The following is a 17,773-nucleotide window of genomic DNA, read 5'->3' as shown; positions in this document are numbered from 1 at the left end:
AATTCCAAAACAAAATTAAAGGAATTTATGACAAAAACCCGTAGGGGCAGGCCTTGCATCTGCTCAAGGGCCCCGAAATTACCATCGTATTTTTCAAAAAATGGCTAACTATTACCCTTATTTACACAAAAAAAGGGCGGAGGTGAACCCCGCCCCTACATTTATTAATTTTTGGCACCGCCCTGTTGACCAGTTTTGGGCGGCTGATTTTGTTGCGCCTCACGCATTGGGTTGGGTGCCCGCTGAACTCCCTGTGATTTAAACAGCTGGAATCGCGTCGGTTGCGCAGGTTGACGCGGAAAACTGTTATTTTCAGTGTCAATGTCGGCAATTTCCTGATACGGGTCGAGTGTCCATTGAACCACTTTTTTCTTGCTCGTAATCACTTTCGAAATATCTTGGTCATTCAAACGCCAGATTTCGGCGGGAAAACGCGCTACCGAATCCGTACCGTCTTCGTATTGCATTCTGATAATGACTGGCATCGGTAACCCGCCCTTATTTTTCAGCTTGATGGTATAAAAATTCAAGCCAGATTCGACTAATTTACGCTCGTCGGGCGTCAGACTTGCCAAATAGGTTTCGTATTTTTTCTTGTCGTTTTCGGTCACCTGGTATGGGTCGTAGGTATTATAAAAATCCTTCATATCGGGGTTTTTGTCTACCACGCTTTCTTTGATATAGTCTTTATCCCGCTGGCGCGCCACGGTGTTACGCTTGGCTTCGGCGGCTTTTTTGGCTTCGGCTTTATTGACTTCAGGATTCTGCGTATCCAACGCAAACCATTCGACCTCGGTCAAATCCTGATCAACGGGCTGTGTGCCATAGAACCAACCTTTCCAGAACCAATCCAAATCCACACCCGAGGCATCTTCCATGGTACGGAAGAAATCAGCCGGGGTAGGATGCTTGAATTTCCACCGATTGGCGTATTCTTTAAATGCATAATCAAACAATTCGCGCCCCATGATGGTCTCACGTAGGATGTTTAAACCCGTAGCGGGCTTGGTATAAGCGTTGGGGCCAAAACCCATGATGTTGTCAGAACTCGACATGATAGGCACTTGCTTGCTGGGGTCGGTGCGCATGTATTCGACGATGTTTTGCGGCTCGGCCACGTCGCCGCCCATGTCGCGGTCCCACTCTTTGGTCGTCAAATATTCCATAAATGAGTTCAATCCTTCGTCCATCCACGACCATTGGCGCTCATCCGAGTTGACAATCATCGGGAACCAGTTATGACCTACTTCGTGAATAATTACCTGAATCAAAAAGTCTTTGGTTCCTTTTGAATACGTTCCATCCGCTTCTGGGCGCGCACCGTTGAAGGAAATCATCGGGTATTCCATACCACCCACAGGACCGTGGACCGATTGCGCCACAGGATAAGGATAATCAAACGTAAACTTTGAATAGGTCTTGACCGTATGCGCTACCAACATGGTCGAGTATTGTCCCCAAAGCGGATTGGCTTCTTTGGGATAAAACGACATCGCCATGATTTTTTTGCCGTTCAATTCCACATTCATTGCATCCCAGATGAATTTGCGCGAAGTGGCAAAGGCAAAATCCCGTACGTTATCGGCTTTGAAAATCCAGGTTTTCTTACCTGAAGGCTTATTGGCTTCGTTCTTTGTCGCTTCATCCTGACTCACAATCAACACTGGTTTGTCAAACGTTTTACGGGCCTGTTCTAGGCGCTTGAGTTGTTCAGCCGAAAGCACTTGGTTGGCATTTTGCAGTTCTCCCGAAGCGCCAACGATGTGGTCGTTGGGAACGGTAATGGCAACTTTGTAATTTCCGAAGGCCAAGGTAAACTCTCCTTGCCCCAAAAACTGCTTGTTTTGCCAGCCATTCACATCATCATAAACGCACGCCCGCGGAAACCACTGAGCTATTTCGTAGATAAAGTTGTTGTCTTTGGCAAAGTATTCGGCCCCCGAACGGCCCTGCGCGAAGCGGAAATCAGTGATGTTGTAGTTCCAATCAATCTGGAAACTCGCCGATTGGCCTGTCTTAATAGGGGCCACAAGTTCTATGCGCATCATGGTTTCGTTGATGGTGTAGCGCAGCGGCTGTCCTGATTTAGGGTCTTTTACGGCCGTAATCTTATGCCCATAATCTTTGTCAATCATAGAGCGCATAGTGCTGCTCATTGGCATTCCTCTTTCATTGACCGAACTCGTACGGGTAAGATTGGCGATTGAGTTTTTGGTGAATACGTTCTGGTCTAGCTGCATCCACACATAGCGTAGCTCATCGGGAGAATTATTGAAGTACGTCACCACTTCCGAGCCTGTCAGACGTTGTTTTTCGTCGTCTATCTCGGTTTTGATATCGTAATCCACTCGGTTTTGCCAATAGTCTTTTCCGGGCGCGCCCGAGGCGGTGCGGTAGGTGTTTGGGGTAGGCAGTTGGGTGCCCATTTGCTCAAAACGCGAATTGGCGTGGTAAGATGCTGGGGCAGGGGCCTGAGCTTGCAAATAATGGGTAGTTTGCCATAGGCACAAAACTAGAAACAGGGTTTTTCTCATGGAATTCGTCTGCTGAATGATTTTTACAAAAATAGGATTTTCTAGGCAAATAGGAAGGTCATCAAACAAAGGTATGCATCAATATCCCCCAATTTGGGGTAAATAATCTATTAGCGGGGTAAGGTTTTATAAAGCACAAACCCAATGCCCGCAAAGATGATATTGGGCAGCCATACCGCCGCCACCGCAGGGATTTTGCCCGATTCGGCAATGCCTTTGGCAAGCATGAAGAAGAGCAGATACACAAACGCCAGAATAAAACCCAAAGCAATCTGCCACCCCGAGCCCCGCCGGCTTTTACGGGCCGATACCACTACGCCTATGATGGTCAGAATAATAAAAGCAAACGGGTGCGTAAAACGCGTATATTTTTCGAGTAGGTACGTCTGAACGCCATCGGCTCCGCGCAAATTGAGTAGGTCGATGTACTCATTTAACTGACTCAAGGTCAGCTCTTCAAAGCGGTTTTTATCATTCTCAAAGTCTTTTGGGCTCAGCGAGATAGCGGTATCTATCTTAACGCCTTGGGTTAAGAATTCTTTTTGTCCCTCAAACTTTCGCACTTTATAGTCATGAATTTCCCACTTTTTCTTCTTGGGAGCCCATGTAATGCGGTCGGAAGTTAGCTTTTCCTTTAGTTGATTGCCTTCGATACGCTCCAAAGTAAACTTATAACCCGTTTGCGAGGTATTGTTGTAGCTTTCGAGGTAGGCGTAGGTAGTGGGCGCGACCTTTACATGGAAATTCCGACGGTTGAAATAAAATTGTTCTTCGATGTATTTGTACTCAAAAGCCAACCGGATTTTGTTGGCGCGTGGAATAACCCAGCCTACCATGTAGAAAGTAAAAGCCGCCAATATGACCGAACCGATAAAATACGGGAACAAAATTCTGATAAAGCTGATACCGCTGCTAAACATCGCGATGATTTCGGTACGGGCCGCGATACGCGCCGTAAAAAAAACCGTAGAAATAAAAACCAACAACGGACTGAGGTAATTGGCGTAATAAGGAATAAAATTGAGATAGTAGTTTACGATAATTTCGTAGGGCGTAGGGTTTGTTTTTCTGAAATTATCTACCTTTTCCGTGAAGTCAATCACGCAGATAATCAGCAGCGTGACGAGTACCGTAAATACGTAAGTGATTAAAAAATTCTTGAGAATATATCGGTCTAATATTTTCATGCAATAAGTCTTTCGTCGTATGTTGTCCGTCTTGCAGTACAACGCAAATCTCCACAAGTTATGCTTTGATTCGGTAAAGGTTGCTTTTTTTAGATTTTTTAACAAACAAAGCAACTTCCCCCAAGCCGAAACTTTCAGGAAGTTGCTTTTGAAGGATTCTCGAAGACTTTCTTATTTCCAGAAAGCCTTCTTATCGGCTTTACTTTTTATATTTTGTCAATCCTTCATCCAGAAAACGCGTAAATTCTTCGGCACTTGTATAACCAACGGGCTTGGTCAATAGCTCGCCTTCGGGCGTGACCAAACAGTAAAACGGCTGTGCGTTGTTGTTGAATTTTGTAATCTGTAAGTCGGCATTTTTATCGCCGATGGTGGTTTTTTCACGTTGGTCGTAGGTAGACACAAACTGCTTTTCCTTAGGCAGTTCCGTTTTGTCATCTACGTACAGCGACGCAATCACAAAATTCTTTTTAAGACGTTCCAATACTTCTGGCTGTGGCCAAACATTGGCTTCCATCTTGCGACAATTGGCACAATTGAAGCCTGTAAAGTCGATAAATACGGGTTTGCCCTGGGCTTTGGCCTCGGCCAATGCTTGCTCATAGTCAAAATAACCTTCCAATCCGTGCGGCAAATGCGGCTTGCGACGCCCTGAGGCCGTCAGGGCAGGAGCCGAAGTTCCACCGCCAACGGCGTTGGTCAAGTAAAAATCCTGCGTTTGCTCGGGAGGCAACCACCCCGACAACGCCCGCAACGGCGCGCCAAACATGCCCGGAATCATGTACACCACAAACGCAAACGTAGCGGATGAAATCAGCAAACGTGGAATTGTGATTCCTTTTACGGGTGAGTCTTTGTCCATCCGCAGTTTTCCCAATACGTAAAAACCAATGATGGAGAACAAAACTATCCAAATAGCCAAAAACACCTCACGGTCAAGCACTTGCCACTGATATGCCAAGTCTATATTTGATAAAAATTTGAGCGCCAATGCAAATTCTAATAAGCCAAAAACGACTTTAAATTCATTGAGCCAGCCGCCCGACTTAGGCAGACTTTTGAGGAATTTGGGAAACATGGCCAAGCCCGTAAACACCACCGCAAACGGCAAGGAGAAGAATATCATCCCCAACACAGGGCGCATTACTTCGTTGCCTTTAGAAGCCAAAATCAATAAAGAACCCGCAATCGGGGCCGTACACGAAAACGAAACCACCACCAACGTAAGCGCCATGAAGAAAATCCCGATGAGGCCACCTTTGTCGGCTTGTTTGTCCACACTGTTGACGAAAGAGTTGGGCAATACAATTTCAAATAATCCCAAAAACGAAAGACCAAAAAGGATAAAAACTACGAAGAAAATCGCATTGGGTGCCCAGTGGGTACTGATAAAGTTAGCGGCTTGTGCACCGCCAACACGCGACACCAAAAAGCCCAACAACGTAAAAATGGCCACAATCGAAAGCCCGTAAACCAAGGCTTTTCCAGTGCCGTGTTCTTGCTTGGTGAAATAACTCACCGTCATGGGCATAATGGGATAAATACACGGCATAAAAATAGACGCCAATCCGCCGAGGAAACACGCCAACAAAAAGCTCCAAAGCGATTCTTCAGGCTCAGAGACTGGAACATCAGAAATTGTATTTTCCGCAGAGGCCGTGGCTTCGGCCTGAGTAGTATCTGCTTTGGGTGTCGTTGTAGGTTGCACATTTTCAGTCACCTGTGGCTCTGCGGTTGGGGCAACAACGTCTGTTTTTGAAGCCTCAGCCGTCGATGCGGCCGTTACTTTTATCGAAGGAAACTTAAAATCACTTTTTAATAAAACACACTGACCATCTTTGACGGTACAGGTTTGACCATCAATCACGCCTTCAATGACGGGATTTTCCTTTAGAATCCTTATTTTTTGAACAAAAGAAGCTTTGCCCTCCGCGATGCTGACGGTTCCAAAAAATTCATCCTCTTTGTTATGAAAACCGATGGGTTTTACTTTTCCAACCAATTCAAATGTTCCATTTTTTTTGTATTCAAAAGTAGTTTTAATGGGGTCTTCCGCTGGAAATTCACTCGAATACAAATCCCATCCTTCATCAATGATTGCGTTAAACTTTATTTCAATCACTTCTCCCACTTTTACCTCTTTTTTGGGCACTTCAAACGTCCAAGTAGCATGGTTTTTGACCTGTGAAAAGGTCGAAACCGACACCAACAACAACAGCAAAATAGCAGCTATGCGCTTCATATATATTTGACAGATAACAGTTTACAAAACAGTTTTTACTTTTTATTCTTCACCAACGACTTGCCGTCTACTTTTCGTATCACTTCGTTCTTTAGAAACTTTACGCGCCAGAGTCCTAGTTTCGTGGCATCGTCGCCAAAACACTTTTGACAAATCATATTTTGAACCGCAATGGGCGCATTATAAATCAGCACCGAGTCGCCTAATTTCTGAATATTGGTGGATTGTGGGAGTTTGTTTTCGGCATTATAAAGATACGCATCCAACACCTCCTTTTCTTTGGGCGAGAGTTGACCGTTTTTCATGTCTTTCGTTCCCAAAAGCAAGATTTGCACCCCGTACAATTGCTCCAATGAGTCTATTTCAGCAATTCCCTGCAATTGACACAATGCTGAAAGATTGGCGTTGGGCTTCTTGGCCTGTGCTTCCCAGTCCAGCTGCGCCTGCTTAACAATCCGCTCACCCCAGTCATCTACGATGGTCACTACTTGGGGAGAAGTGACGCGTTTGATTTGCATACTTTTCATTCTCTCGACCGCTTCTTTGGAGCCTTCTACGCGCCGTTCGGGGTTGCAGGAGGCAAAAAACAGGCCAGTAATCAATATACTATAATGAATCAGTCGGTTGCTCACGGTTATTTTTACTTCAAAATTACAGGTTATTCTCGGCAAAATGAAAACGCCTCTTGCCGCCGTTTGGTTCAGGCAAAAAGTTTGTAACTTGCCATTGCCTATTTATTCAGAACAAAAGACCACTGCCCATACGCCATGAACACCTCTTTTAAAACCCTTCTTATCGACGATGAGCCGTTGGCCCGCGCCCGTTTGCGTCGGCTGTTAAACAAATTTGAAGCAACGTTTGAAATCATCGGCGAGGCTGCCAATGGCGCAGAAGGCCTCACGCTGGTGGAAGAATTACAGCCCGACGTTATTTTTCTGGACATCGAAATGCCCCTAATGAACGGCTTTGAGATGCTTTCTCAACTGACGTTTATGCCAATGGTCATTTTTGCCACCGCCTACGATCAGTACGCAATACGGGCCTTTGAAGAAAACTCTATTGACTATTTACTCAAACCTATTGAAAACGACCGACTGGAGAAAACGGTGGAAAAATTAAAAAAAAGGATGGCTTCACCTCAGGAAGAAACCACTCAAAACACCTTCAATTCCAGCCTTTTACAGATTATTGAACAGTTCAAACCTAAAAAAGACCTACACACGATTTCGGTCAAATTTGCCGATAAGATTTTGTTGATTCCTCTGGATGAAATCAGCTATTTTGAAGCCGAGGATAAATATGTATTTCTAGCCACCAAAGAAGGACAAAAGTACCTAACAAGCTACACCGTGGCGACGTTGGAGGAAAAACTCCCCGACCATTTTACCCGCGTCAGTCGGTCGGCGATTCTTAATTCCCGCCATATACGTGAAATTCAGAAGCATTTTGACGGTAAATTCATTTTGGTTCTCAATGATAAAAAAAGCTCCAAAATTACGTCTGGGCAGTCATTTGCCGAAAATGTTCGCCGACTGTTTGAACTCTAACAATACAGTTGTCTCGTCTTTTGGTGGTTAACAAATTAAAATAATCTAATTTTTCTTATTTTCTTCTTATTCATTTTGTATTTGACAGCGTCGCAAAATTTTGCGTCTGTACAGGATTTTTGGTCAATTTCTCCAAAACATTTCATTTTGACAACGTTCCCGATAACGATTGCATAAATAAATCGCCTTTTATCTTTACAAAGTTTAATATCATCTACATATATTACAATACATTATACATTCCACTGAAAAGGTACTTTTTAAGGTTTTCTTAGAAAAATTCAAGAAGTCTGCTATGACAACCACAATTGCTTCTATCTCTCGCCGTCGCGGCCACCACTTTGGAATAGACCATTGCCAAAGCGCGGCAGTCCTGTATCAATTGCAATTTAATCCTTCCGACAAAATGCCTAAATACAAGCAAATTGTCCATTCGGTGATTAAAGACATTGAAAGGGGGGTTTTGCAAAAAGGGAATCAATTGCCTTCCATCAGCGAGCTAAGCATTGAATACCTGTTGGCCCGCGACACGGTAGAAAAAGCCTATCGGGAGTTACGCGCGCGCGGCTACATCACATCCGTACAAGGGAAAGGATACTATATTCAATCAAATCACGACAAAAAGCTAAAAGTACTGCTCATTTTCAACAAGTTGAGCTCCTATAAAAAAATCATTTACTACTCTTTTTTGAAAACATTGGGCGACCAAGCCACGGTAGATTTGGAGATTCATCACTACAGCGCGGGGCGTTTTCAGGAAATCATTGACAAAAACCTAGGCAAATACAATTACTACATTGTGATGCCCCATTTTACGGAAGATTTAGACAAAGCGGATTATCTTCAAACGCTCAAAAGCATCCCTGCCAACGAGTTAGTGCTGCTCGACCGCGAAATCCCCGAGCTTCCACAACAGCCGCTGAGTATTTATCAACGTTTTGACAAAGACATTTTTGAAGCGCTGGAAAATGCCACAGATTTGTTGTCAAAATACCAACGAATGGTATTGATTTTTCCGAGCGATGGCAATTATCCCCTCGAAATTGTGCGCGGATTTCGGAATTTTTGCATCAATTACCACAAAGAATTTGAAGTCCGAGAAAACTGCGATGAATCGGTGATTGAAGCCGGAACGGCCTACATTGCCGTGGAAGAAAATGATTTGGCCGAGCTAATCAAAAAAGCCCGTCGCAAAGAACTTACCTTGGGGAAAGACATTGGGGTAATCTCGTTCAACGAAACCGCCCTCAAAGAGCTTTTGGACATTACGGTCATCACCACCGATTTTGAACTGATGGGCCAAACTGCCGCCACGCTTTTAATTAGTAATCAGCGCGTTAAAGTAAAAAATCCATTTTACATGATTCGAAGAGGTTCACTGTGAGGAAATCAAAAGACAACGCATAACATCGCCTAAAAAAACCAACCCCTGACGAACATCAGGGGTTGGGAAACGAGACAGATATTAGGTGGGTAAAACTACAATTTTGCTACTTCAGTGCCCGCCAACAGAAAACATCCCAAGCCAAAATCTTCATAATCGGGTTCTTTCTCGAAGCTCAACGGCTGTCCATCTTTGGGCTCCTTGCCCGTTCCTTGTACCCAACCCAAAAAGCCGTTGGGATGTACGCAGTCTTTGAGCATGGCATTCATGGCCTTGGCTACGATGGGTTGATAGGTCTTTTTGTCCAACAAACCATTGCGCATTCCCCACGCCATACCGTACACAAATAGGGCCGTTCCAGTCAACTCTTTGCCGCCAAAATCCGTTTCATCGGTCAAGCTCACGTTCCAGAAGCCATCCGCACGTTGCAGTGGTGCGAGGGCGCGCATCATCTCCAAATAGGTCTTTTGGTACTCATCGCGGTGGGGGGCGTCTTTGGGCATAATGTCTAACACCCGCACCAATGCGGCCACTACCCAACCATCCCCACGCGACCAATAGCAATTTTTGCCTCCTGGCGTTTTGTATGGTGGGTCAAAGTCTTTGTCACGCCACCAAAGCCCTTCGGCGGGGTTGTAAAGGCCCTTGTCGCCGTGCTGATTTTTGGTAAACATATACATCTCGTACATTTTTTCGTAATAACGATTATCGTTGTACAGCACGCCCAATTTTGCAAAAACGGGCATGGCCATTTGCAGCGCATCTACCCACGACCAATCATCTTTTTTGTCGCTGTTGACCATGTTATCCATGCAGGCTTTAATGTCACGAATGCGCTCCTCTTTTTTATCTATAAGGTACAAATCTATGTAGGTTTGGCCACAGCATTGGTCGTCTCCATTTCGCGTAGTAACACCATTGCGCAAACCCCATTTGTGCGCTTCTCCCCACGAAACGGCGTAGTTAAGATAGCTTTTTTGGGGATCGAGTTTATACAATGCCATCAATCCTTCGTAGTATACGCCCCGCGTCCAGATGTTGCTCGGGCGCGTACGGTCTTTGCCAACGATGGGTTTGCCCACATCCGGCCATTTGTTCATAAAATAAGCATTGGCCGAGGTCATGGCTTTCAAAAGCTCCTTTTTTGGGGGGAGTTTTTGGGCAAAGGTCATGGAAGCGATGAATAAAAGGCAAATGAGAAGCTTTGTTGATTTCATACGATTATTGAATTTGAATGCTCTAATCATTTAACCACTGAGTAGTACAACAGAGAATATTACGATTAAGTCCGTGGTTAGTTTTAACGTTTAATCAGTTTTATCAACTGTTTAGGCACTTTTTTCATACCAGTACCCAAGTAATAACTTGTATGTGGGGGTTGGTTATAGGCTACATTTTGGGCAGCAATGCTCAGCCGATACTGGGGGTCGTGCATGAGCGTGACGAGGCGATGTTCGGTCGGGATGGTGGTCGAATAAATGCGTAAATTTTTGTTGTCGGTGGTTCTAAAAATAACTTCTTCGCGCCAATCCCCGAATAAATCAGCGCTGAGCGCAGGCGTAGATTTAGTACCGTTGTTGGACGTACAACCTTCGGCGGTGAGCAGGCGACCGCCTTTGTATTTGTCAATGTGGTTTCCATCAAGCAATTCACGGCCCAAATCACCGTCCCACCACGCCAGAAAATTAGCGGAACTAGGCGCTTCGCCAATGTCTTCGCCTTTTATGCTTAGCAAGCGACTTTTGCCATCTACCATCATCCCCCCCCATAGTTCTGCGCCCAAATGCTCGGGGTCAATATCGGCGGCTACCCCTCGGCCTACGTCTTTTCCTTCGGCGGTTCTGACCAAAGTTGCGCCTGTCTTGGCATCATACAGCGCCATGCCTGGGCGTGTGGCATCTTTATCTTTGTTTTCGTGAATACCAAACACCTCCAATCCCTCGTGCGTGGGGTCTAAGTCGCTCACATGGATGGCATCTCCATGCCCAAAGCCAGTGGAAAATAAGCCTTTACCATTATCATCCACGACCATTGCGCCAAATACAATTTCGTCTTTGCCATCTTTGTCTACGTCGGCAGCGGTGAGGTTATGGTTTCCTTGTCCTTCATAACTCGGAAAGCCATTTTTAGTATCAAATACCCATCGGGAGGTTAATTTTCCATTACGCCAATCCCAAGCTGCCAGCACGGTACGGGCATAGTAGCCTCGACACATGACGACACTGGGTTGTTTGCCATCGAGGTAGGCTACACACGCCAAAAAGCGGTCGGCCCGATTGCCGTTTCGGTCATTATGTTGGGGTGTGCCCCAACTATCAATCGGAAAGCGACTCGGCAAATATTCGGTGGTAGCCAGCGCCGCGCCCGTTTGTCCGTCAAAAATGGTGAAGAACTCCGCTCCGTCTAAAATTCTTCCTTGGGCATTTCGGTAGTCTTTGGACGCATCGCCGATGGTTTTTCCTTTGCCGTCCGTGGTTCCATCGGCAGTTTTACAGGCGATTTCGGCTTTGCCATCCCCGTCTAAATCATAGACCATAAACTGCGTATAATGGGCCCCAGCACGGATATTTTTCCCTAAATCAATTTGCCACAATCGTGAGCCGTTGAGTTTATAGGCATCCAAAAACACATTACCAGTGTAGCCATCTTGGGAATTGTCTTTGGCGTTGGAAGGCTCCCATTTCAGGATGATTTCGTATTCACCGTCGCCATCCAAATCCCCAACACTTGCATCGTTGGCGTTGTAGGTATAGGTTTTCCCGTCGGGGGTGGTGCCGCCAGGAGGAATTTGCAAAGGAATTTCTAAGTAGGATTGTTTAAAACTTACCGCCGCTGCTGCATTTTTCTGTTCTACTCCTTTCAGCACCGTTCGAACGCTATAAACAGCCCCATCTATGGGATTTTTGTCCGTAAAATTACTGCTCTCCAGTGGCTTGATATTTAGTTTTTCCTTGTTCCGATAAATATTAAAAGCCACACTTTCAGGGTCATTGCCTAACAGCCTCCAACTAATAAACATGCTTCCTTCGGCAGTGGGCAACGCCACTACGCCTCGGTTGAGGTATTCCATTTGCCGTTGAGCAAAGGTGCTAGTCAGTAAGGTCAGGCAGCAACATACGGACAAATGAATCCATCTCATATTCTTGCCATTATAAGGTAAATGTTGAATAACATCAATGGATTTACTTCTTCTGCAACAACTGTACTGAGCTGTCATTGATTTCAAACTTCTTGTTTTTCAACAAACTAATCACCTCAGCCCCCGCCAAAATCACGGGCCCGTAGCCATGAGCCGCAAAAGGGCTGATGGGACGATGGTAGTAAAAAGCAGGGTCAAAACCCATGCCTGTACCTACACACGTTCCTTCTACTTGGCCTTTTTCATTGACTTTGGTGGCCACGGCATTCCATCCCAAGAGCGTCATAGGTGCATACGCTAAGCCGTCAATCCAGCCTTTATTGATGGCGCGGGCGATGGCATACGTATAAATCGCCGTGGCCGATGTTTCCAGATACGAATCTTCTTTATTGAGCAACTGATGCCAAAAACCTGACCCTGATTGATAAGATGCCAGTCCTTTGACGTGCGCCTTCAACAAAGCCAAAATCGCAGGGCGCGAGGGGTGATTTTCGGGCAGCACATCCAACACTTCCACCTTAGTCAAAATGGCCCAACCGTTGGCTCTAGCCCAGTGAAATTGCGGGTGCTCAGTCATGCCTTCGACCCAACCGTGCATGTATACGCCTTTTTCTTTGTTAAACATCCGACCCGCAAATTGCAGTATTTGTTTAGCGGCTTCGTCGTAGTATTTTTTATCACCCGTCAGCTTGCCCATTTGCGCAAGTGCGGGTACGCCCATAAACATATCATCCAACCAAAGGGTATTGGGCTGGGGACGATTTCGGGCCAGCGTACCGTCTTTTAGTCGATGTTCTTTGGTCAGAATATAATTAATGTGGCTATCAATCAACGGGCGCAAATTTGACTTATTCCCTTCACGCGTGGCCTTAATCATGGCAGCACACATGGCCCCGCAATCGTCCAGAGCATGGGGCGTCAACAAACCCCGCAGAGGCCCTTTCGTACCCCAATCGGCATTTTCTTCGGTCGTTTTTTTGAAGTAAGGAGCGGCGTTAGCGATGAATTCCAGCCGCTTTTCGGTGTATTCTTTATAACGATTATCGCCAGTTACCTGGCTTGCCAAGAGCATTCCCCCGTAAGTAACCCCCCATTCATAGCTAACTAGCCGATAATCGCCTTTTTGCAAGGCGGTATTTTCGTCAATTTTGGATAAATCGGTCAGTACTTCACCCGTTTTGGCATTGACAAAGGCAGCAGGAGTCACCTTGTTTAAATATCCGTGAATTCTATCCAATATCCCCTTTACTTCCTCGGTTTTCACAATCCCGTAAGGTACTGGATAATCGGGTTGCAGCAAATGCAAAGGTGTATTGGAGTCATTAGCGTTTGTCACGTTGCGTTGCGCAAAAAGGGGCGTGGTCAGGCATAACACCACTCCAATCGCCGACAAATTTTGACTAGACAGCAGGGTTTTCATAGGTGTAAAGGGGGAATAACCGTGGTTTTATTGGAAAGATACAAAGTTGCGGGGAATTACGACATCAACATTCCCGTACCCACCTGTTCAAGACTGCGATAAAAAAGCCCTCAACTTCGAAAGAAATTGAGGGCTTATCAAATTCGGACGTATCAGGTCCTTTGAGGATGACAAAAAATATAATTAGGCTTCTACCATGCACGCACCGACGGTCACGTGGGAAGTCTCATCAATCAGAATAGCTGCGCCGTTGGCGCGGTTTTTCAGGTATGAATCGTAGGCAAGCGGTTTTGCCGTGCGAAGCGTCACTTTAGCGATATCGTTTAGCTTGAGGCTTTCGATGTCTTCCAAGTGCTCATAATTGTTTACATCAATGCGGTATTCGATGCCTTTGACGGAACAACGTACTAGGCTTGTGCCGTGTTGTAGCGTGTATTTATTGCCTACTTTCAGCTCTTTTCGGTCGTCCATCCAACAAATAGTGGCTTCAACATCTTGACTCAAAGTCGGCTGATTTCCCGCACCGCTGATTAAGTCTCCGCGGCTGATGTCCACGTCAGTTTCCAGCAATATCGTCACTGATTGCGGAGCCGTAGCTTCTTCTACTTCTTCGCCGTAGACTTCTATTTTGGCGATTTTAGAAGTTTGTTCTGAAGGCAAAACGGTGATAGAATCACCTTTTTTGAAAACTCCGCTTTGAATTCGTCCCGCATAGCCACGATAATCGTGTAATTCTTCCGTTTGCGGACGCAGTACGTATTGCACTGCCATACGTGCATCGGTCAAATTCAGGTCGTTCAGCACGTTGACATTTTCAAGAAAATGTAGCATTGTTTCGCCCGTATACCAAGACATGGCTTCCGATTTATCCACAATGTTATCACCCGCCAAAGCACTTACTGGAATGATTTTCAGGTCTTTAATTCCGAGCTTATCCGCCAGTTTTTTGTATTCTTGGGCAATTTGCAGAAACGCATCTTCTGAATAGCCTACCAAATCCATCTTATTGACCGCCACTACAATATGAGGAATGCCTAACAAAGACGCAATCAACGAGTGCCGGCGTGTTTGCTCCACCACTCCTTGACGAGCATCAATCAAAATAATGGCCAAATCTGCATTGGAAGCGCCCGTCACCATGTTGCGGGTATACTGAATGTGACCAGGCGCATCAATGCTGATAAACTTCCGATTAGGCGTTTGGAAATATTTGTAGGCTACATCGATGGTAATGCCTTGCTCACGCTCCGAACGAAGTCCGTCTGTTAATAAAGCCAAGTCAATTTCGCCGTCACCTCTGGTTTTGCTGGCGCGCTCTACGGCCTCCATTTGGTCGGCCAAAATGCTTTTTGTATCGTAAAGCAAGCGGCCAATCAACGTACTTTTTCCGTCGTCAACACTACCTGCGGTTATAAATCTTAGAATATCCATTTGTTCAATTTACGGTTTAAACGGGGTTGCCCGAGCGGTTTACAGTTAGTTCTATTTTTGGACGGTTCAATCTTACTGTGAACTGCCTACTTTTGGCTGTAACCTCTAAAAATATCCTCCCTTTTTGCGGTCTTCCATCGCCGCTTCGGTTTGTTGGTCGTCGATGCGGGTTTCGCCGCGTTCGCTGATGCGCGTTGCTTTGATTTCGTTGACTACTTTCTCAATCGTATCAGCATACGACTCTACCGCCGCAGTACAAGTCATGTCACCCACCGTGCGAAAACGAACGGTTTTGGTTACAATTACGTCGTTTTCATCTTTGAAAATAAAATCGGCATTGGCCAACAAATTTCCATCGCGCAAAATCATTTCGCGTTGGTGCGAGAAATAAATGCTAGGCAACGGAATTTTTTCGCGCTCAATATACGACCACACGTCGAGCTCGGTCCAGTTGGAAATCGGGAAGCAACGTACATTTTCGCCTTTGCTGATTTTGCCATTAAACAAATTCCACAATTCAGGACGCTGGCGTTTGGGGTCCCATTGACCAAACTCATCGCGGAAAGAGAAAATACGTTCTTTGGCGCGGGCTTTTTCTTCGTCACGACGCGCCCCACCGATACAGGCATCAAATTCAAATTCTTCAATGGTATCCAGTAACGTAAAGGTTTGCAGCCAGTTACGGGTAGCATTTTTACCCGTTTGTTCTTTCAACCCTTTGGCTTTGATGGTATCTTCCACCTGACGTACAATCAACTTTGCTCCTACTTCATTGGCCAACCAATCGCGGTACTGAGTTGCTTCAGGAAAATTATGGCCCGTATCGATATGTACCAATGGAAAAGGGATTTTACCAGGAGCAAAGGCTTTTTGGGCCAATCGTACAAGGGTAATCGAATCTTTACCGCCCGAAAACAACAACGCGGGGCGCTCAAATTGCCCTGCCACTTCACGCATGATGTAAATGGCTTCGGATTCGAGTTGGTCTAAATAGTCCTGACGTTGGACAATAGACTCTGGACTTTGGATATTGGACATGATTTATCGTGTCTGATTTTGTAATTTACTTTTAAAAGAACGGGGATTCCTTCTCTTCTATTTAGCGTGTAACCCACACTCTTTTTTGCTTTCATCTTCCCACCACCAACGGCCCGCGCGGAAGTCTTCTCCTTCGCGGATGGCGCGGGTACAGGGGGCACAACCAATACTTACAAAACCTTTGTCGTGCAGTGGATTATAAGGCACATTGTGCGCCTTCACGTAGCTTTTTACTTGGTCGAACGTCCAAGGCAAAAGTGGATTGTATTTAAACAATTCATGCCCTCCGTCCCACTCAATGGCCTGCATATCGGTACGGTTGGGAGATTGCTCAGCACGGATACCCGTCACCCAAATTTTCACACCTTTCAGCGCACGATTCAAAGGTTCTACTTTGCGAATAAAACAACACTCTTTGCGGTTTTCGATGGACTCATAAAAACTCAAAGGGCCTTTTTCGGTCAGCAGTTGTTCAACGGCTTCGTTTTTGGGGAACATCACTTCGATTTTGGTATCGTAGCGATTATTGGTTTTCTGGAGCGTCAGGTAAGTTTCGGGAAACATCCGGCCCGTATCTAGCGTAAAGATTCGGATGTCAATTCCGTTGGCTAAAATCATATCCGTGATTACTTGGTCTTCATAGCCCAAGCTGGTCGAAAAAGCCACCTGTCCAGGAAACATTTCTGCCAGTAAACGCAATGCTTCCACTTCTGTTTTACCGCTAAGTAAACTAAGTAACGATTCTGTTGTATGTGTTTCGGTGAGTATCATGGGTACCGGTCAATAAGTGTTCTCTTTTATAAATTCCTTTTTATCTAAACACACCCCGTCACTTCGTGACACCCCTCTCAAGAGGGGATTTTTTCTTTTTCAACTATCCAATCGTGAATTGTATTTAAGACAAAACTCATATTTTGTTTTATCTCTTTGTCGTCAAATCTTAGAAATTGTATTCCAAAGCTTTCTATTTTTCGTTGACGAATTTCATCATTCACGGCTACTTCTTCCCAGGTATGACTGATTCCATCAATTTCAATTACTAACATCAGCTCATGACAAAAAAAGTCAACGATATAATTGTCAATCGGTTTTTGTCGGTGAAAGTCGTACCCTCGCATTTTTTTCCCCTTCAATTCAAGCCACAATAACACTTCTGATAAAGTACTATTATTTCGTAATTGTCGGGCTATTTCTTTCAGTTTAGGGTTATACGGAATAATTTGACGACGTTCCATAATTGCTGATTTCACACACCCCGCCCTTCGGGCACCCCTCTCAAGAGGGGATTAACGCAAATTCCCCTCTTGAGAGGGGTGCGGCTTTAGCCGCGGGGTGTGTAGATAATAAAATTAATGAGAAATAACTTATTTTAGCATTTCGATAATTCAACAGCTAACTTATTTTATTTCCAACCACCACTTCATCGTTTCTAATTTCTCTTTTTCAACTTTAGTTAATACCGCTTCATTGGAAATGCTTTCTAAAGTGTTTTTACATCTCTCCGTACCATAGTTTTCTTTGAACCAAAATGGAATCTCTTCTACACTTTTATTCCAATTGCTTAAAATTCTTTTTAGAATAATCTCAAGGGAAACATCTGTTTTAGGTTTAATTTCTTTCAAAATTTGCCCTGCAAACTCTTGATCTAAAATCTCAGTTTCCCTTCTATTATTATTTTCAAAAACTTTAATTAGACCCTCAATTATTAATTCATCAGGCACGTTTGATAAAATTTTAATCAACTGTCTAACTCGCAAATCTCCAATCTCAAGGTATTTATCTACTGAAATATAAATCTCATTAGTCAATTCGCTTGCTGTAAGCGGAAATTTCATATCTGAAAGCTATATT

At 44.9% G+C, this 17,773-nt stretch carries 14 protein-coding genes; 2 read left to right on the top strand and 12 right to left on the bottom strand.

Annotation, left to right across the window (positions count from 1 at the left end; translation table 11 throughout):
- Nucleotides 1-164: 164 nt before the first annotated feature.
- The 4 genes from NCI00_RS12365 to NCI00_RS12350 form a co-directional block, all read right to left on the bottom strand.
- Nucleotides 165-2,534 carry a M1 family metallopeptidase gene (locus tag NCI00_RS12365; protein ID WP_253527938.1) on the bottom strand — a complete coding sequence of 790 codons (2,370 nt, stop codon included), beginning with the start codon at nt 2,532-2,534 and terminating at the stop codon, nt 165-167.
- Nucleotides 2,535-2,644: 110 nt separating this feature from the next.
- Nucleotides 2,645-3,721 (bottom strand): LptF/LptG family permease, encoded by a 1,077-nt coding sequence (locus NCI00_RS12360; RefSeq protein ID WP_166558544.1) that lies wholly within the window; start codon nt 3,719-3,721, stop codon nt 2,645-2,647.
- A gap of 199 nt (nt 3,722-3,920) precedes the next feature.
- Nucleotides 3,921-5,963: a protein-disulfide reductase DsbD family protein gene (locus NCI00_RS12355; protein ID WP_253527936.1), complete on the bottom strand. Its 2,043-nt coding sequence runs from the start codon at nt 5,961-5,963 to the stop codon at nt 3,921-3,923.
- A 35-nt stretch (nt 5,964-5,998) separates the two neighbouring features.
- Nucleotides 5,999-6,595, bottom strand: coding sequence for a hypothetical protein (locus NCI00_RS12350; protein ID WP_253527934.1), 597 nt, complete (start codon nt 6,593-6,595; stop codon nt 5,999-6,001).
- A 135-nt stretch (nt 6,596-6,730) separates the two neighbouring features.
- Here NCI00_RS12350 and NCI00_RS12345 point away from each other — a divergent pair, with 135 nt between their 5' ends.
- Nucleotides 6,731-7,510 (top strand): LytR/AlgR family response regulator transcription factor, encoded by a 780-nt coding sequence (locus NCI00_RS12345; protein WP_253527932.1) that lies wholly within the window; start codon nt 6,731-6,733, stop codon nt 7,508-7,510.
- Nucleotides 7,511-7,805: 295 nt separating this feature from the next.
- On the top strand, nt 7,806-8,894 hold the full coding sequence (locus tag NCI00_RS12340; RefSeq protein ID WP_253527930.1) for a GntR family transcriptional regulator: 1,089 nt from the start codon (nt 7,806-7,808) through the stop codon (nt 8,892-8,894).
- Nucleotides 8,895-8,989: 95 nt separating this feature from the next.
- Here the strand turns inward: NCI00_RS12340 and NCI00_RS12335 are convergent, their stop codons facing one another.
- From NCI00_RS12335 to NCI00_RS12300, 8 genes are all read right to left on the bottom strand, one after another.
- Nucleotides 8,990-10,111, bottom strand: a complete 1,122-nt coding sequence (locus tag NCI00_RS12335; RefSeq protein WP_253527928.1) for a glycoside hydrolase family 88/105 protein — start codon at nt 10,109-10,111, stop codon at nt 8,990-8,992.
- Nucleotides 10,112-10,194: 83 nt separating this feature from the next.
- On the bottom strand, nt 10,195-12,033 hold the full coding sequence (locus NCI00_RS12330) for a rhamnogalacturonan lyase (protein ID WP_253527926.1): 1,839 nt from the start codon (nt 12,031-12,033) through the stop codon (nt 10,195-10,197).
- Nucleotides 12,034-12,076: 43 nt separating this feature from the next.
- Nucleotides 12,077-13,453 carry a glycoside hydrolase family 88/105 protein gene (locus NCI00_RS12325; RefSeq protein ID WP_253527923.1) on the bottom strand — a complete coding sequence of 459 codons (1,377 nt, stop codon included), beginning with the start codon at nt 13,451-13,453 and terminating at the stop codon, nt 12,077-12,079.
- Between the two features lie 183 nt (nt 13,454-13,636).
- On the bottom strand, nt 13,637-14,884 hold the full coding sequence (locus NCI00_RS12320; RefSeq protein WP_253527921.1) for a sulfate adenylyltransferase subunit 1: 1,248 nt from the start codon (nt 14,882-14,884) through the stop codon (nt 13,637-13,639).
- A gap of 105 nt (nt 14,885-14,989) precedes the next feature.
- The gene (gene cysD / locus NCI00_RS12315) at nt 14,990-15,922 is read right to left on the bottom strand and encodes a sulfate adenylyltransferase subunit CysD (RefSeq protein WP_253527918.1); all 933 of its coding nucleotides are present in this window, start codon (nt 15,920-15,922) and stop codon (nt 14,990-14,992) included.
- 57 nt (nt 15,923-15,979) lie between these two features.
- Complete coding sequence (locus NCI00_RS12310) at nt 15,980-16,693, bottom strand: phosphoadenylyl-sulfate reductase (protein ID WP_114462766.1); 714 nt, start codon at nt 16,691-16,693, stop codon at nt 15,980-15,982.
- A 77-nt stretch (nt 16,694-16,770) separates the two neighbouring features.
- A complete protein-coding gene (locus tag NCI00_RS12305; RefSeq protein ID WP_253527915.1) occupies nt 16,771-17,157 on the bottom strand; it encodes an endonuclease domain-containing protein in 387 nt (128 codons plus the stop codon).
- Between the two features lie 162 nt (nt 17,158-17,319).
- Nucleotides 17,320-17,757, bottom strand: a complete 438-nt coding sequence (locus NCI00_RS12300; protein ID WP_166558532.1) for a hypothetical protein — start codon at nt 17,755-17,757, stop codon at nt 17,320-17,322.
- Nucleotides 17,758-17,773: the final 16 nt, after the last annotated feature.

Source organism: Runella salmonicolor (assembly GCF_024158025.1).
Lineage (GTDB): Bacteria > Bacteroidota > Bacteroidia > Cytophagales > Spirosomataceae > Runella > Runella salmonicolor.
The sequence above is the reverse complement of the archived record's forward strand: the minus strand, read 5'-3'. Positions and strand labels throughout refer to the sequence as shown.

What these genes read in the sequence shown, in the direction of transcription:
- NCI00_RS12300 (WP_166558532.1), bottom strand. Translation starts at nt 17,757, where the DNA reads ATGAAATTTCCGCTTACAGCAAGCGAATTGACTAATGAGATTTATATT.
- NCI00_RS12320 (WP_253527921.1), bottom strand. Translation starts at nt 14,884, where the DNA reads ATGGATATTCTAAGATTTATAACCGCAGGTAGTGTTGACGACGGAAAA.
- NCI00_RS12340 (WP_253527930.1), top strand. Translation starts at nt 7,806, where the DNA reads ATGACAACCACAATTGCTTCTATCTCTCGCCGTCGCGGCCACCACTTT.
- NCI00_RS12330 (WP_253527926.1), bottom strand. Translation starts at nt 12,033, where the DNA reads ATGAGATGGATTCATTTGTCCGTATGTTGCTGCCTGACCTTACTGACT.
- NCI00_RS12365 (WP_253527938.1), bottom strand. Translation starts at nt 2,534, where the DNA reads ATGAGAAAAACCCTGTTTCTAGTTTTGTGCCTATGGCAAACTACCCAT.
- NCI00_RS12310 (WP_114462766.1), bottom strand. Translation starts at nt 16,693, where the DNA reads ATGATACTCACCGAAACACATACAACAGAATCGTTACTTAGTTTACTT.
- NCI00_RS12335 (WP_253527928.1), bottom strand. Translation starts at nt 10,111, where the DNA reads ATGAAATCAACAAAGCTTCTCATTTGCCTTTTATTCATCGCTTCCATG.
- NCI00_RS12325 (WP_253527923.1), bottom strand. Translation starts at nt 13,453, where the DNA reads ATGAAAACCCTGCTGTCTAGTCAAAATTTGTCGGCGATTGGAGTGGTG.
- cysD (WP_253527918.1), bottom strand. Translation starts at nt 15,922, where the DNA reads ATGTCCAATATCCAAAGTCCAGAGTCTATTGTCCAACGTCAGGACTAT.
- NCI00_RS12305 (WP_253527915.1), bottom strand. Translation starts at nt 17,157, where the DNA reads ATGGAACGTCGTCAAATTATTCCGTATAACCCTAAACTGAAAGAAATA.
- NCI00_RS12355 (WP_253527936.1), bottom strand. Translation starts at nt 5,963, where the DNA reads ATGAAGCGCATAGCTGCTATTTTGCTGTTGTTGTTGGTGTCGGTTTCG.
- NCI00_RS12345 (WP_253527932.1), top strand. Translation starts at nt 6,731, where the DNA reads ATGAACACCTCTTTTAAAACCCTTCTTATCGACGATGAGCCGTTGGCC.
- NCI00_RS12360 (WP_166558544.1), bottom strand. Translation starts at nt 3,721, where the DNA reads ATGAAAATATTAGACCGATATATTCTCAAGAATTTTTTAATCACTTAC.